General features: G+C 56.3%; 12 protein-coding genes. 4 read left to right on the top strand and 8 right to left on the bottom strand.

The window, feature by feature from the left end; all coding sequences use genetic code 11:
- Positions 1-163 precede the first annotated feature (163 nt).
- The 3 genes from ACWAU4_RS18910 to cutA form a co-directional block, all read right to left on the bottom strand.
- Positions 164-1,783 carry a cation:proton antiporter family protein gene (locus ACWAU4_RS18910; RefSeq protein ID WP_025887992.1) on the bottom strand — a complete coding sequence of 540 codons (1,620 nt, stop codon included), beginning with the start codon at positions 1,781-1,783 and terminating at the stop codon, positions 164-166.
- A 127-nt stretch (positions 1,784-1,910) separates the two neighbouring features.
- The gene (locus tag ACWAU4_RS18905; protein ID WP_208125133.1) at positions 1,911-3,716 is read right to left on the bottom strand and encodes a protein-disulfide reductase DsbD; all 1,806 of its coding nucleotides are present in this window, start codon (positions 3,714-3,716) and stop codon (positions 1,911-1,913) included.
- Positions 3,713-4,045, bottom strand: a complete 333-nt coding sequence (gene cutA, locus ACWAU4_RS18900) for a divalent-cation tolerance protein CutA (protein ID WP_145839159.1) — start codon at positions 4,043-4,045, stop codon at positions 3,713-3,715. Before cutA ends, ACWAU4_RS18905 begins: the two co-directional genes overlap by 4 nt.
- Before the next feature lie 200 nt (positions 4,046-4,245).
- Between cutA and ACWAU4_RS18895 the strand changes: the two genes are divergently transcribed.
- Complete coding sequence (locus ACWAU4_RS18895; protein ID WP_144220968.1) at positions 4,246-4,875, top strand: FxsA family protein; 630 nt, start codon at positions 4,246-4,248, stop codon at positions 4,873-4,875.
- 107 nt (positions 4,876-4,982) lie between these two features.
- Here ACWAU4_RS18895 and ACWAU4_RS18890 read toward each other — a convergent pair whose 3' ends face one another.
- On the bottom strand, positions 4,983-5,372 hold the full coding sequence (locus tag ACWAU4_RS18890; protein ID WP_144220969.1) for a winged helix-turn-helix transcriptional regulator: 390 nt from the start codon (positions 5,370-5,372) through the stop codon (positions 4,983-4,985).
- A gap of 100 nt (positions 5,373-5,472) precedes the next feature.
- On the opposite strand from ACWAU4_RS18890, the gene ACWAU4_RS18885 reads away from it, so the two are divergent.
- Positions 5,473-6,222 carry an SDR family oxidoreductase gene (locus ACWAU4_RS18885; RefSeq protein WP_208125132.1) on the top strand — a complete coding sequence of 250 codons (750 nt, stop codon included), beginning with the start codon at positions 5,473-5,475 and terminating at the stop codon, positions 6,220-6,222.
- 44 nt (positions 6,223-6,266) lie between these two features.
- On the opposite strand, the gene ACWAU4_RS18880 is transcribed toward ACWAU4_RS18885, so the two are convergent.
- Positions 6,267-7,352, bottom strand: a complete 1,086-nt coding sequence (locus ACWAU4_RS18880; RefSeq protein ID WP_208125131.1) for an HD-GYP domain-containing protein — start codon at positions 7,350-7,352, stop codon at positions 6,267-6,269.
- 340 nt (positions 7,353-7,692) lie between these two features.
- On the opposite strand from ACWAU4_RS18880, the gene ACWAU4_RS18875 reads away from it, so the two are divergent.
- Positions 7,693-12,723: an ATP-binding protein gene (locus ACWAU4_RS18875; RefSeq protein WP_208125130.1), complete on the top strand. Its 5,031-nt coding sequence runs from the start codon at positions 7,693-7,695 to the stop codon at positions 12,721-12,723.
- 96 nt (positions 12,724-12,819) lie between these two features.
- Here ACWAU4_RS18875 and ACWAU4_RS18870 read toward each other — a convergent pair whose 3' ends face one another.
- From ACWAU4_RS18870 to ACWAU4_RS18860, 3 genes are all read right to left on the bottom strand, one after another.
- Positions 12,820-13,752, bottom strand: coding sequence for a CPBP family intramembrane glutamic endopeptidase (locus ACWAU4_RS18870; protein WP_208125129.1), 933 nt, complete (start codon positions 13,750-13,752; stop codon positions 12,820-12,822).
- 79 nt (positions 13,753-13,831) lie between these two features.
- Complete coding sequence (locus tag ACWAU4_RS18865) at positions 13,832-14,416, bottom strand: DUF4274 domain-containing protein (RefSeq protein WP_208125128.1); 585 nt, start codon at positions 14,414-14,416, stop codon at positions 13,832-13,834.
- 19 nt (positions 14,417-14,435) lie between these two features.
- Positions 14,436-15,800: an MATE family efflux transporter gene (locus ACWAU4_RS18860; protein ID WP_096141062.1), complete on the bottom strand. Its 1,365-nt coding sequence runs from the start codon at positions 15,798-15,800 to the stop codon at positions 14,436-14,438.
- Positions 15,801-16,048: 248 nt separating this feature from the next.
- On the opposite strand from ACWAU4_RS18860, the gene ACWAU4_RS18855 reads away from it, so the two are divergent.
- A complete protein-coding gene (locus ACWAU4_RS18855) occupies positions 16,049-16,339 on the top strand; it encodes a co-chaperone GroES (RefSeq protein ID WP_025010152.1) in 291 nt (96 codons plus the stop codon).
- Positions 16,340-16,355 lie beyond the last annotated feature (16 nt).

The raw sequence follows: 16,355 nt of genomic DNA, 5'->3' as shown, positions 1-16,355 counted from the left end.
ATGACTGCTTTTCTGTTGTTATATCATTTCTGTCACTGAGGTGTAAGTGAGATTTTTATTCGGATTGCGCCCAAGGGCAGATTAAGGAGATATCTATGGGAACAAGAGAAAAGCCTCACTCGCCGTTAGCGGACTGAGTGAGGCCAAATTATGCCGAAAAATATCAGGATGCGGCTTCCTTGGCGGGCGATTCATTGACGGTTTCGGCCGCCAGCAGTTCACAGACCACATGCTCAACGAAACCGGCACCGGCGGCCTCGTAGAGGTTATAAACGCTGTGAACGCCGGATTCGCGCAGGGCCACGGCATCATCACCATACTGCACTATGGCGCTGATCTTGCCTTGGTAATCCAGTTTCTTGAGCTGTTCAACCGCAAACATGTTACCCGCGTGGTACGGCATTGCCAGCAGCACAAGTTCCAGCGCCGGAGCCCGGTCGAGTTTTTCCCAGAAGTCGGTATCCGAGGCATCGCCCTGTACCACATTACGCCCTTGTTCGCGGTGGAAGTCCACCAACTCCTGTTTATGTTCTATGCCGAGGATCTCACCATCAAACCTGGCCTTGAGTTCATCGTAGGCGCCTGAGCCTATGCGCCCCATACCCAGAATAAGAAAGCGCGGATTGCCCACGGGGATCTGCCTGTCTTCCGGATGCAGTGGGTGCTTCTCGAGCTTGACCAGCTTCTGCTGATACTTCTGGTAGATGCTGCCCACCATGGCATTGAGCGGCGCCGCCAGCACGAAACTCAGACTCAGGGCCACGGCAATGATCACCAGCCATTGGGCGGGCAGCCAGCCTTTGCTGGTGGCCACGGCAGCCACAATCAGACCGAACTCGCTGAAGTTACCCAGGTTGAATGAGCCCAGCATTGAGGTACGGGAACGCAGTTTGAAGCGGGTAAGGATATAGACAAACAGCAGAATTTTCAGCGGCACCAGAGTCACCAGCAGCACCGCCAGCATAATATCTGTCATGCTCGGCAGGCCGTTGAGGCCTATGGTGAGGAAGAAGGCCACCAGAAACAGTTCTTTAAAGTAGAACAGCGATTTGGCCAGCTCGGATGCCTTCTTGTGCCCAGCCAGCAGTATGCCGATGATCAGCGCGCCGAGATCCGGTTTCAGCCCCACGGACTCAAACAGCCAGGCGCCGACCACCAAAGCCATTACCAGGCCGAAGAGCACCAGGAGTTCACCGTGGCCGACCTTGTCAAAGGCCCTGTATATCAGCGGCTTGGCCAGAGGCAGCAACAGCAGTGCCAAGGCCCATATCGACGGAAATTCGCCCTTGGAAATAGTCAGGAATAATACGGCAAAGATATCCTGCATGATCAGAATACCTATGGCGACCCGGCCGTAGAGAGATTGCATATCGCCTTTGTCTTCCAGCACCTTGACCGCAAACACAGTACTGGAAAAGCTCAGGGCAAAGGCCAGCAGGGTCAGCTGTTCGACCGTGAGATTGGTCAATTGCACCAGACCAATCAAGCCCAGCAGCTTGAGAATGGGGACAAAGATTACCATGGACAACATCAGGTGCAGGCTGGAGCCTGCCCAGACTTCGGCCTTGAACAGGCTGCGGATATCCAGCTTGAGACCTATGGCAAACAGCAGCAGGGTCACACCCAGACTGGCCAATTGGTTGAGCAGCGGCAGGCTTTCATTTTCTATGCCCATGGTATAGAGCACAAAGCCGGCGGCCAGGTAGCCGATAAGCGGTGGTAAATTGATACGGTTGACCAGCATACCGCAGGCCAAGGTAATAACGAGAATTGCAGGTTCCATTTTGCTCTTTCAGGAAGGAGGCTAGCTGTTTAAAGAGTATTCTATAAGAAGAGCATTAAATTTAAATAAAAAAGCGAACTTATCTGCTGATAAATTCGCTTTTTCAGAAATGTCGGCGTGTTGAACGCTAGTTTTTGAGCAAAATATCCAGGTGGGCGGCAAACTCTTTCGGGCCCATGAAACCTGTCACTCTCAACTCATTCTTCAACTGGCCCTGTTCATCGATAAACAACAGTGTCGGCAGCCCCAGCACATCGTAGGCCTCCAGCAGAGCGACATCGGTTTCATCCATGGCGGTCACATCGGCTTGCAGCAGCACCATCTGTTCCATCCGCTGTTTAACCTCGGCATTCTTGAAGGTGATCTGCTCAAACTCCTTACAGGCCACACACCAATCGGCGTAGAGATCCAGCATCACCGGCTTGCCGGCCGCCTCGGCATCCGCCAGTTCGGCCTTGAAGTCCTCAAGCGACTTGATGCGCTTAAAGGCATGATGCTCGGCTTGCTGTTGCCCCATGAAGTGGTAACCCATGGCGCTCATTACCGCCTGGAGGCCATAGGAAAAGCTCGACAGCAGCAGAAGGGTCAGGATCACGCTGCGCACCGTCTGTTTCCAGTTGAACTGGCTCAGCTTGTTCTGGTGCATCAGGTAGCCGACAAAGACGATGGCCCACACAGACCACATGAGATCCGACACCAATCCAGGCCAGATGCGGCCCAGCATTATGATGGACACGGCCACCAGCAGGAAACCGAATACATGCTTGATGATGTTCATCCAGGTGCCGGCGCGCGGCAGCAACTTACCGCCCGAGGTGCCTATCAGCAGCAGCGGCAGACCCATGCCCATGCTGAGAATATAGAGGGTCAAAAAGCCTTGCAGCAGATCGCCGGTTTGCGCCACGTACACGAGTACTGCCGATAAAGGCGCCGTGGTACAGGGCGAGGCCACCAGGCCCGAAAGTACACCCATGACAAATACGCCCAGCAGATTGCCACCCTTTTGTTTATTGGAGAGGCTGTTCATCCTCTGCTGCCAACTGGCGGGCAGGCACAGCTCATAGAGGCCAAACATAGACAGACTGAGTACCACGAACAGCACGGCTATGGTGATAAGCACGGCCGGATGTTGCAGCGCCGCCTGATACTTGAGACCGGCCGAAGCCACTACCAGCCCCAGCAGCGAATAGGTAATAGCCATTCCCTGCACATAAGCCATCGACAGGGTAAAGGCTTTGCCGGTAGAGACTTTCTGCCCCTGGCCGACAATAATCCCCGATAGAATGGGATACATGGGGAACACGCAGGGAGTCAGCGCCAGACCTATCCCCAACACGAAGAAGGTCAGATAGTTGAGCAGGGTGCTGTCACCGGAGAGCAGTTTATCCAACAGGTTATCCTGTTGGGTCACCGCCTGGCCCTTGGGAGCCGCCTGGGCATCTGCGCCCTTGTCGGCATCGGGCAGTATGCCATCATTGGCCGCCACAGGTTTAAGCAGGGCGTCACGGGTGGTGGGCGGGAAGCAGAGCTTGCCCTCGGCGCAGCCCATAAAGGTTACGGACAACTTGGCGGCTTCACCCGCCTCCTTAATGGCAACTGGAATCTCGATAAAGGAGTAGTACACCTGCTGCTCACCGAAATACTCATCCGTGTGGCCCTCGCCCTGGGGCAGGGCTATCTCGCCCAGTTCACCGCCATCTATGCTGAACTTGAGTTTGTCGCGGTACATGTAGTAGCCGTCGGCTATTACCCAACTGAGCTTGACCTTATTGCCTTGCTGACTGAAGTCGAAGGCAAAGGCCTGATCCACGGGCATCAGCTCAGGTTCACTCTTGAGAAAATCGAATTGCTTGTTGCCAAAGATCCCATCGGCCTGAACCAGAGGGCTGAGAAGCAACAGGCTGCCTAGCAGCAGGGTAAGTATTTTCTTCATAGCTTAGTGTTGTCTTTTATCCAATCCAGATAGGCGGGCAGCCCATGGCTGATGGGCACAGCAATAATTTCAGGTACTTCATAGGGATGCAGTTCGAGTATTCTCTGCTCCAGCTTGGGGTAGGCGCTGGCCAGACACTTGAGCTGCAGGCTGACTTCAGTCTCCTGGCAGAGTTCGCCCTGCCAGACATAAAACGAATCCACAGTCTGGCTCACCTGAGCACAGGCCACCAGCGACTCGCGCACCAAGGTTGCGGCCAGGCTCTTGGCACTGTCTGTATCCGGGCAACTGCAAAAAACCAGCAGCGCTTGTTGAGATTTTATGTCCATAATGAGCGGGTTAAATTAAACCTGACTTAAGCCAAGGGGATTAAAATCGAGCGTCTACTTTACGTGTTTTGCCGCAAGCTTGCATTAAGGCTTTGCTGAAACAGTGAGCTCAGGCGTCAAACCCGGGGCAGGCTGCGGACTTGAAATCAGACCGAGTTATCCCCATTTAGTTTTCAACTACTGCAAAAAATGAGGCCTACATGCCATTTCTGATAATGTTTATCATCTTTGTGCTGATCCCTGTCGTCGAACTCTCGGTGCTTATCCGGGTCGGCGAAGTTCTGGGCAGCTGGAACACAGTGGCATTGGTGATCCTCACCGCGGTGGTCGGTGTTTCTCTGGTTCGCAGCCAGGGCTTGAGTACCCTGATGTCGGTACAGAAAAAGTTGGCCGCCGGTGAAGCGCCGGGGCAAGAGATAGTCGAGGGCATGATGCTGGCCATGGCTGGTATTCTGCTGCTTATTCCAGGGTTTGTTACCGACCTTATCGGCCTTATCCTGCTGACTCCAATCACCCGGGCACCGCTGGCGCGTTATTTCTATCAGCGGATGCAGCTCAAGGTGGTTGCCGGTGCTCAGTTCAGAGCCGGTGCCAACCCCTTTGAGCCGCCACATCAAAGAGGCCAGGGCGGTGATGTGTTCGAAGGTGAATTTGAGCGCAAGGCTGACCCTTCCGATAAGCGTCCTGAGAGCCATCAGCTGGGTGGGGAGAGCCATCAGCTGGAAGAAGATAGCCCTCAGCGAGGTGAAAATGGCCCACAGCGAGGTGAAAACGGCCCTCAGTCGCAGGATACGGAAAGCCAAGACGATGATCGGCCCGGTAGCCGGTGATCAGCACAAACACTGATAAAAAAGACCTTCCGCTCGGAAGGTCTTTTTTTCTCATAGCCGGCAAACAGCCTGTTGCCTCAAAAAGTGAAGAGGCCGGCAGCGTATTCTCAACTATCGTCAGCCAAATCTGCGCCCTTGGTTCGCATCCAGTCGGCCAGTGAATCCAAGGTAGGTTTCAAAGACTTCCCCAATAGGGTTATTCGATACTCCACACGCGGCGGCACTTCGGCGTAAACCTTGCGCTGCACCAGTTTGCGACGTTCAAACAGGCGTAATTGCCGCGTCAGTTCCTTCTGCGTAATGGGGGCTACGGCCCGCTGCAATTCACTGAAGCGTACCGGAGAGTCGATCACTATCAAGCGATAGAGAATGGGGATGGCCCACTTACCCGAAATGAGATTGACAAAGCTCACCATAGGACAGGGTTCAGAGCTATCCAACTCATAGGAGGGCGCGGCCGTTAAACTTGTTTTCTGAGAACTCTCTGCGGTAGACATAGCTATCCAAATGCCTCTTTAGTATCAAAAGGGTGCCTACTATACAATGGATACTATTGTAAATAAAATGCGCCCTCCAACAGTGTAGAGGGAGGTATGCATGAAACGACTGCAAGATAAGTTCGCCTTGGTTACCGGGGGGACCAGTGGTATAGGCCTGGAAACCGCACGACAGTTTCTTGCCGAGGGGGCCAAGGTTGCCATTACTGGGCGCGACATCAATGCCCTCAACCGGGTTCGGGAAGAGTTGGGGGGTAACACCTTGGCCATTTGCTGTGATGCCGGCGATATAAACTCACAACGGGAATTGGCACAAACGCTCAGCCGCCAGTGGCCGCGTTTGGACGTCTTGTATGCCAATGCCGGAAACGTTACTCATCTGCCATTGGCGGATTGGGACGAAACCGCCTGGGATAGATTGATGTCGGTGAATCTCAAAGGGCCGTTTTTTCTTATCCAATCACTCTTGCCTCTGTTGGCAAACCCGGCCTCTGTCATCCTCTGTGGTTCAACCAGCGCGCATATCGGCCTGGTGCAAAGCAGTGCCTATGCCGCCAGTAAAGCGGCGCTGCTGTCGCTGGCGCGAACCCTGTCGGCAGAGCTGCTTGGGTCTGGCATCAGAGTCAACTGTTTAAGCCCCGGGCCGACAGAGACTGCGGCTTTGGGTAAGTTGGGGCTGGCTGCTGAAGAGCAAAAGGCACTGCAGCAGGAGATTCGGCAACTGGTGCCCATAGGTCGTATGGGAACGCCCTGGGAAATCGCCAAGGCGGCCGTGTTCCTCGCATCCGACGAGTCGCGTTTTGTCATCGGCACCGAATTACTGGTCGATGGTGGCGTTGCCAATCTCTAAGGAAGGTGCGAGCCAGTCCCATGTGTGCTCTACGTCGGCAGAGACTAGGCCGAAAGGGCTTCGACAGGGGGCTGTATCAGCTTGCCTATTTTGGGCCCTTGCTGTTGCTCGGCAAAGCGCTGTTGAATGTCGAGCAATTCAGCTTCGCAGGCACAAAAGGCTGCCACCAACTGTGGGTCGAACTGGCCTCCGGCCTCCTTCTTGAGGTAGGCAAAGGCTTCCTGGTTGCTCCAGGCGCTCTTGTAAGGCCGCTCCGAGGTCAGGGCGTCGAACACATCGGCAATGGCGGCTATGCGGGCGCTGAGGGGAATGGCATTGCCCTGCAAACCCTCGGGGTAGCCATTGCCATCCCAGCGTTCGTGGTGGCTGCGGGCCACTTCCGCCGCCATTTGCAGCAAAGGTGAGGCATCATCGCCGAGAATATCGGCGCCTATCTTGGTATGCCCCTGCATGATGCGGTACTCCTCCGGCGTCAGCTTGCCCGGCTTCAAGAGAATATGATCCGGAATACCTATCTTGCCGATATCGTGCATGGGCGCGGCATTGAACAACAGCTCGACCCAGGATTCAGAGGCGCCCAACTGCCGGGCCAATACCCGGCAATAGTGGCTCATGCGCTGCACATGCAGGCCGGTTTCGTTGTCACGATATTCGGCGGCGCGCCCCAGGCGGTTAATGATCTTATGACGGGTCTGTTCCAGCTCCCGGGTGCGCAGCTTCACCAGTTGTTGCAGTTGCCTGGCCTGATTGGCCAATGCCAGCTGGTTGGCGATACGTACCTTGAGGATAGCCGGACTGATGGGCTTGGAGATGTAATCCACGGCCCCCAACTCAAAGCCGGTTTGCTCGTCGATCACTTCATTCTTGGCGCTGATGAAGATCACCGGGATCTGCGCCGATCTGGGGTGCTGTTTCAGGCGGTGACAGGTTTCAAAACCATCTATGCCGGGCATCATCACATCCAGCAGGATAAGATCGGGCTCCAGCCCCTGATCCAGCATGGCCAGGGCCTTTTCACCGGATGTGGCGGCGCGCAGACTATAATCCTTGGCCAGTACTGCATGGATAAGTTGCAGATTGTCGGCGGTATCGTCCACGGCCAGAATGCAGGCCTTGTCGAAAGTTTGCATATATCTCCTCAGTGCCCAATGGGGCGGTCGAGTTAGTGTCTGAAACTTCCTGTCACCACCTTGTTATATTGAATATCCTGTCACATTCTATTTACCTTTTATGCCATATTCATCTGAAAGGCGCTGAGATTTTGGCACTTTTCAGCAGTTAATGTTGTATCAGTTTGTTTCTTTGGGGCGATCCACTTCACTAAAGCCAAATTATCTTTGGCATCCATCGCGGCTTTCGCGCAAGATATGCGCCTTTTTTAGACAGCTGATGCCCGAATTGAGGCAGTGTCAGCAATCTGACACCCGACTCCGTTTTACTCTGCTTGGCACAAGCACGAAGGAATAAATAATGGGAAAATCCCTGTTGCTGTTTTGTCTGCTGATTTGCATGAGCCCCTTTGGGTTTTCCAAGGTGGGCGATCTGCCGCTGCAGCTTGATGATGGGACACAGTCGGAAACGCCCAAGGTGGTGCTCTTGCTGGAAGACGGCAGCCCATTTTGGCAGCGGGTAGAACGCTTTACCCGAATGGCGGCGCAGGATCTCAAGCTGGATCTGCAGGTTCGCTTTTGCGATGCCAAGGGGCGGAATCAACTGTCTATCGGGCGCGAAGCGCTGGAGCAGGGGGCATCCGGGCTGATCTTTTCCCCTTTTGGTGAGCAGAGTAAAGAGTTGTTGGCATTGGCAGACAGTTATGGTGTGCCGACAGTTACCATCAAATCCTCCTTTCCCGAGTCGACACACAAGCCCCATGTAATGCACCGCAACTGGATTGGCAGTGTCACGGCCAACAGCAAGGTGCTGGGCAGCATGCTGGCCCGGCAACTGCTGGAGCAAGCCGATCCTGAGAAACCCGAATTGCAACTGCTGGTGATAGCCGGGCCTGAGTCCGACCCCGAGGTGCAACAGCAACTGGCGGGGATCCGCGCTTATCTGGATATCCTGCCGCAGCCGGTGAAGCTAACGGTGAAATACACCCAATGGCGCGCCAGAGATGCCGAGCGAGCCTTGAAGCAAGCGCTGGTTCAGCAGCAGGGCCTGGACGCGGTATTGGCCATGAATGCGGTGATGGCATTGGCAGTTGCCAAACAAGCCGAGGAAGAGGGGCTGCTGCTGGGTACCAGTAATTGGGATGCCGATATTGCCGAGGCGATGCGCGGAGGCAGAATCCACGCAGGCATTGGTGGGGTGGAGTTTCAAGGTGCCTTTGCCCTGGTGATGCTGGCGGATCATCTGCGCGGCGTGGATCTGTCCGGGCAGGCGTTCAATCAGTATCTCAACCTGATCGCCATTAATGGCGAAAACCTCAATCGTTACTGGCAACTGTTTGATGTCAGCAACTTCAATCCCGACTTTTCCCAGATCTCCATGGCCGCTAACCCCAGGATCATGTCGCTGGATTTTCGACTGGAAAACCTGATCCCGGATCTGGACGTGCACGAATTTATTGCCCGTTTGAGCCCGGAAGAACTGCAGTTTTTGCAACAGCATCAGGTGGTGGATGTCGGGGTTGCACCGGATGCGGCGCCGGTGGACTTTCTCAGCCTGAAGGGCGTACATCAGGGCATGATGGCCGACTTTCTCTACGAGATAGATCGCTTCCTGCCGCTGGTGTTCAATGTCCGCAATGAGCTCAGTTGGGACAAGAATATCCGGGCGCTGAAGGATACCGAGGTAGACATGCTGAGTCTGGCTTCGCCTTCCAGCGAGCGCCAGGAGCATATGTTGTTTACCCGGCCGCTGGCCGAATTCCCCGGAGTGCTGCTTACCCGTCACGATGCCAAGAAGATCAATGGCCTTAAAGATCTGCAGCAGCAAACTCTGGGCGTACTCAAGGATGATGTCACCGAAGAGGTGATGCGGCGGGACTATCCGCAGATGACATTGCGGCGTTTTCGCTCCATCGAAGCCATGATGCGGGCGGCGGAAAAAGGCCAGGTCGCTGCCGTATTTACCAACCTGCCCACGGCCAATCACTATCTGGGCACTCACCTCAACAGCCCACTCTGGCTCGCCAGCGATACCGAGTATAAGTTCCAGGTGGCGATGGCGGTGCGCAAAGACTGGCCTGAGCTGGCATCTATTCTCGACAAGGCCCTGGCACAGATCCCAACCTATAAGTCGCAGGAGATCCAGAACCGCTGGATCAACGTCAAGTACGACTTCGGCATACATCACAGTAAGGTGCTCAAATGGAGCCTGGTGGCAGCGGCGCTCACCATCACCTTGCTGTTGCTGTTTTGGCGCTGGAACCGGCGTCTCAACCGCGAGGTGCAGCAGAGGCTGAGAGTGGAAACCGAGTTGAAGGCCAGTATGCAGAGGTTTCAGGCGTTGTTTGACTCGGCGGTGGATGCCTGTGTGCTGGCCGACAGCCAGGGAACTATCCTCGACTGCAACCAGGCGATGCTGGCACTGCTGGGGCGTGAGGAAAAATCCCCCTTACTGGGGCAAAAGCCGGACTGGTATTACTACCCGGCGCCGGGGAATCGTCAACAGGTGGACCAAAGGCTGAAGCAGGTCTTGAACCAAGGTAAAGTGTGCTTCTATGGCGACTTGCTCGGGGTTCATGGGCGCAGGGTTCCGGTTGAAGGTACCTTGGTGCGGGTGATGCTGCAGCAACGCTCGCTGATCCTCTGCTCCTACCACGACCTGACCCAGAAGCGGCAGATGCAGCAGTCACTGGCGCGGGAGCGGGACATTCTCAAGAAGGTGCTGGGCAACAGTCCGGTCGGTGTGTGGATTGCCGTTGACGGTGTGCTCAGGTATGTCAACGAGCCCATGACCCGGATGACGGGAATGCGCCTGGGGCAACCGCTACAGCCCTGGTTCCCCGAGCCGGAGGCCTACACTGAAGCGGTGCAGCGGCTGGAAGGGGAAAACGATGTCGTGACCATAGAGACCCGTATCTTCTCCGACGAGGGCGGCTTTCGGGATGTGCAGCTGAGTCTCTATCGCACCGAGCTGGACGGCCAGGCCGCCAGCCTCTGCTGGGTGGTGGATATCACTCAAAACAAGCAGGTGCAGACTCAAATGGCCCATGCCAAAGAGTTGGCCGAAGCGGCCACTCGGGCCAAGTCCGAGTTTCTGGCCAATATGTCCCATGAGATCCGCACGCCGATGAATGCCATTCTGGGCATGTCCTGGCTGGTGTTGCAGACAGAGCTGGACGGTCGTCAGCGTAACTATCTCGACAAGGTGCATCAGGCGGCGTCGTCGCTTTTGGGGATCCTCAACGACATTCTCGATTTTTCCAAGATAGAGGCCGACAAGCTGGAACTGGAACAGCGGCAGTTGGATCTGTTTGAACTTGTGGGGCAACTGGTGGGGGTGATGGGCTTCAAGGCCGATGAGCAGCAGCTGGCACTGCGAATGGAGCTGCCGCTGGATATGCCGCGCCTGTATCTGGGGGATCCGCTCAGGCTCAATCAGATCTTTACCAACCTGCTGGGCAATGCCCTCAAGTTTACTCCACAAGGCGGCGAAATCTGCCTGCGGGGCCGTTTGCTGCATCGCCAGGGGGACAAGGTGCGGCTGCAGTTTTGTGTTCAGGACACCGGCATAGGTATTCCTGAGGACAAGCTGGCAACCCTGTTCGACTCTTTCGAGCAGGTGGATGCCTCCACCTCCCGCAAGTATGGTGGTACCGGGCTGGGGCTGGCTATCTGCAAGCGCTTGAGCGAGATGATGCATGGCCGCATCTGGTGTCAGAGCCGCGAAGGTGAGGGCAGCCGCTTCTATCTGGAGCTGGAGCTCACGTGCCGGAACGAGTACCACTATCTGGCCGATTACGCGCCACTCAGAGGTCATGAGGTGACTCTGGTCAGCAGTGATGACGGCGAGTACCGACACTGGCATTGGCTGTGCCGCCAGCTCGGCATCAGGCTGCAGCGTTTCCATAGTTTGCAACAGCTTGGCGAATGGTTGGGCGGCCTCGAAGCAGACAGAAAAGCCAAGCTCAAAGGCTTGCCGCTGCTGCTGGATATGAGCCGCGAATGCCCGGACGCCCTGGCGGCGTTGCCATTGCCAAGCCATGCCGGAGTCTGGCTGCTGGGGAACTTGAGTCAGGATGAACAACTGAGCCGTATCGGCGGTGAGCAGAGATTGCTGCGTCCCTACACTCCCTGTGGTCAGTTGACGGCGCTGCGATCTTTGCTGGCGCTGTCCGGCGAAACGCCTTGTTGCTCCGACGAGCCGCGAACACATGTGAACATAAGGCAACAACTCAAGGGCGCCCGTATCCTGCTGGTGGAAGATAACCCGCTCAATCAGGAGTTGGCGCTGGCGCTATTGAGTCAGGCGGGGATGCAGGTCAAGCTGGCCCAGCATGGGCAGCAGGCGCTGGAGCTACTGCAGCAGCAAGACTTCGATGCCGTGCTGATGGACTGTCAGATGCCTGTGATGGATGGCTATCAGGCGACCCGGGCTATTCGTGCCAATCCGGCGCTGAAGGGGTTGCCTGTGCTGGCTATGACGGCTAACGCCATGGTGGGGGACAGGGAAAAGGCGCTGGCGGCAGGCATGGTGGAGCATATCACCAAGCCGATTCAGGCCGAGGTGCTCTATGGGGCGCTGGCGCGTTGGGTCAAACCCAGGCAAGAAAATCCGGCAGCGGCATTGCCTGCTGAATCTATACCTGCGAGTGGCTTACCCGAGTTTCCCGGGCTGGACAAGGACGCCGGGCTCAGGTGTTGCAACGGCAATGAGGCGCTTTACCTGCGCTTACTGCAACTCTTTTGCGACACTGGCAAGGGGTTGGCAACTGAATTGGCAGAGGCGATGCAGCGCCAGGACTGGCCGCAGCTGCAGCTTCTGAGTCACAGTATCAAGGGCTCGGCCGCCAATATCGGCGCCATTGAGCTGGCCGAGTGCGCCGGTGCCCTGGAGTTGGCACTGAATAGCCGGATAGCCACAGCACTCGGCTCGCAGTTTGGTCAGCAACAGGAGCAGGATAATCCAACCGACTTGCCGCAGATACAGACTCGGCTGGACAGTCTATTGCAAGCTCTTGAGGCATTGGTTCTCGCCCTGGAAGCCTTGCCCCAGCTGTCATCTCAGCCGTCGTCTCAGCCGTCATCGCAGCTATCATCGCAGCCGTCATTAAAGCCGTCATTAAAGCCTCAGACGTTTGAGACACTGTCTCCAATAGGCAGTTCCAGCTCAAGTGCGTCTGCGACCACACTTGCCGCCCAGTTCGATGCCCTGCACCAGAGCCTGGATGAATACAACACAGAAGCCCTGGAGCAGGTCGATGCCCTGGTTCAGCATTCGGCACTGCAGCCTTGGCGCGAGTCGCTTGAGCGGCTGCAGCGGGCGGTGCAGGCCTTTGATTTCGAGCGCGCCGCGACTGAACTTGCCAGGCTTCGGCAGTTGGCCCGGGTTTGATGGTGCAGCCATCCCTCTCAAGCGGCAGCTTGGGTAAAGCCTGTTTGGTAAAAGCCTGCTGCACTAAAACCTATCGCCCCAAACCTTGTGGCGCGGCTAGCGCGGCAGCGCCATAGGGTAGCTGAACAGCAGCAGATGGCAGAAGTTGAGGCAGAAGTGGCACAGCGCCGCCAGCCACAAACGGCCGCTCAGCTGGAACACCAAACCATAGAGAACACCGGCGAGGGCGGCGAACAGCACCAGAGTCCACCCCCCGGCCAGATGCGCCAGCCCAAATAGCACGCTGGCTAGCGTTACCCCAAGCAGGGCGCCGCCGCGCTTGACCAGATACTGCTGCAATGCGCCGCGAAACAGCACCTCCTCGGCGACGCAGGTCAGCAGCAGGTTATTGAGCGCAAACAGCCACCACCAGCCCGGCAGCTTGGGATCCCAATTGATGGCGCCGCTTAAACTTGCCAACCCCAGCAGCGCGGGCGTGGCGGCAAACAGCAAGGCCAGCAGGACTATGTTTCGCCTTGGCAAAGATGTCGGCGTACCCGCAACCAGCGGCCAGGCCAGCAGCAACAGGAACAGGCTCAGCGGCTTATCCAGGTTGAGATACATGCTGAAAGGCGCACTGCCGCTGCTGGCTTGCACTTTATCCAGCAGCTTGAGGTTGTCAAAGCCCGGCAGCAGATGCACTGTGAGTGCCACGGCGCTCAGCAGTATCAAGCCCTGGGCGCCATAAACGGCAAACTGCTTGAGCCGTATGTGGCCCTGCTCGTTTGCCTCATTATTCGCCGCCGTACTCTTGGCTGAATTTGCCTGTCGGCAAAACCGCTGGCGCCATTGTGGCAACTTGAATGCCAACGCCAGCAATAGGCCCACAAGTATCAGAGTCGGCGCCGCAATGCGGCCCAAAAACAGCGCCAGTAGCAGGCTGGTGGCGAGCAGCAAGAGTGCGATGGGAAAACGGCGCAGCAGCGCAAAAGGCACCGCCAACATCAGTGCTAGCCAGATAAGCAAATCGACAGAAGGCACAAAGGGCATGGGGAAGGCTCCGAAAAAGCGGCGATTAAAGCTGTATAGAGGATACCGGGCAAGCGCCGCTAACAGAGATCGGACTTGTTCAGCCTTTGCCGAGCAATTGATTAACCCAAGTCTGATAGTCGCCCTGATAGGTGGCTATCTCCATGGTGCTGTAGGGCGCCAGTAAGATGCCAGGAAACTGCCAGCCACGTTGCTGCATCTGTTTCAGAGGTGGCAACATGTCTTCTTTGATGGCATCAAAAGCGATGCGATAGCTGGCGAAATCCCCCTGGCAGAAGCGGGTTATCAGGCGGTCGAACAGCGCCTTCTCCTCCGGCTCAGCGTCTGCCGGGTTGGAATGGAAAAATCCCTGCCCATACCAGTAGAGCAGCAAGGCAGTGCCGGCATCACAGAGAGGGTGATTGAGTATGGCGGCCGGGCTTGCAAGGCCGTTGTCCCAATTGAGATTGGCGGCCACATAATGCAGCTCTTCCATGCTCTGCAGTTCGGCTATGGTCATTAGGCTATCGGCAGTCTTGGCAAATTCACCGGCAATAGCCGCCAGTGCGGCGCCGATTTCCGGGTCTGCCAATTGTGCCTTTAACTGCTCGGTATCGCAGATGGCGCCGCTCTCGGCGCATTCAAAGGCCCTGAAAAACTGCTCTTGGGTCAGACGTTTGGCCATCCTTGTCTCCTGTCCTTTATCATCCCTCATTGGGGCAGGGGGATTTGATTTTTTGCGGTTCGCTGATGTTGCTGGCCAGATAATAGCTGGCAATGCCCATGAGTATGTTGGTTACCGGCAGTGCCAGCATCAGGCCTTTTACCCCGCCGAGGAAGGCGCCCAGCGCTGCCAGCGGCAGCATCAGCAGGAACAGGCGACACAGATTCAGTACCAGCGAGGCCATAGGCCTGTGATAGGCGTTGAGCGAGGTGGCCACTATGATCACCACGCCCAGCGGGCCATAGGCGGCGGGCAACACCAGAACATAGAAACTGAGCCATTCCAGCACCTGAGGGTCGGTACTGAACAGGGCGGCAATTTGCGGCGCCAGCAGCGCCAGCGGGATATACAGCAGAGTCTGGAACAGGAGCACAAACTTCAGCGCCAGCAGCAGTGCCTCGCGGGCGCGCTCCTTTTGACCGGCACCCAGGTTCTGGGCGATAAAGGGCACCAGGCTGGAAGATAGCCCCATCACCACAATCAGCAGCAAGGACTCCAGCCGGGTTCCGGCACCGAAGGCGGCCACGGCGGCGTGATCTATCCGCGCCAGCATCCCCATAATCGCGGCGTTGGCCAGGGGGTTGATCATATTCATCAGCGCCGCCGGTTGGGCTATATGGGCCAGCTGTTTCCAGTTATCGACAAAGCGGCTGAAACACCAACCCGCGGCCACCAACATATGGCGTTTGACCACCAACAGGTAACTGGACAGCGACAGCGCCACCAACCAGGAGATCAGGGTCGCCACTGCGGCGCCTTGAATTTCCAGCCTGGGGAAGGGGCCGATACCAAAGATAAGCAGCGGATCGAGGATCAGGTTAATCAGCGCCGCCAGCGACAAAATTGCCGCCGGTGAGCGGGTATCGCCGGTGGCCCTCAGGCCCTGATTGCCCACCATCAACACCACCAACAGCGGCGCCCCCAGATACCAGAGATTCATATACTGATGCACCAGCGGCAGTATGTCGTCTTTGGCGCCGAGCAGGGAAAACAGCGGGTCGATACACAAGCTGCCCAGCAAGGATAGCCCGGCAGTCAAAATAAAGGTCAGCAGCAGGGCGTCGTGCAGAAACACCTTGGCCTTGGGGGCGTGCCCGGCGCCTATCAGGCGGCCAAGATTGGTGGACACCCCGGCGCCTATGCCTATGGCAATACTGGACACCACCAGGGTCACAGGGAAGGTGAAGCTGATTGCCGCCAGCGCCTCTGTGCCCAGCTTACTGATGAAGTAGGTGTCTACCAGGTTGAAGCCCAGCACGGTGAGTATTCCTAACATGTTGGGAACACTCATATTAAGCAGTACACGACCTATCGGCTGACTGAGCAGCCCGTGTCTGTCTCTCATGGCCCGTATCTGCCTCTTGTGAAATGGATGAAGTAAATCGTGCGGAAGCGCGATTCTAACAGGATTGCCCCGGCTTTAAAAAACGAGGGTCAAAAATTTTCAAAAAATTTTGACCTGTCCCCTTGGAAGTGCCAAATCCGGCCCCATATAAGCCAACATCAAGCGGCTAAAGCCTGTTGGCCTGGCCGTCTTTTACATAAACCATGAACCGCCTCATATTGGGCAAAAATCATTAGGAGAATCCATAGATGAATATTCGTCCATTACATGACCGCGTGATCGTCAAACGCCTGGAAGTTGAAAGCACTTCGGCCGGTGGCATCGTACTGACCGGCAGCGCAGCCGAAAAGTCTACCCGTGGTGAAGTACTGGCTGTTGGCAATGGCCGCATCCTCGAAAACGGTGACATTAAGCCATTGGACGTGAAGGTAGGTGACGTAGTGATCTTCAACGAAGGTTACGGTGTCAAGAAAGAGAAGATTGACGGTGAAGAAGTCCTGATCCTGTCAGAAGCTGACCTGATGGCCGTAGTGGAATAAGCCACTCGAACCATTG

The sequence above is a fragment of the Shewanella sp. FeAMO genome, assembly GCF_053653955.1.
The sequence above is the reverse complement of the archived record's forward strand: the minus strand, read 5'-3'. Positions and strand labels throughout refer to the sequence as shown.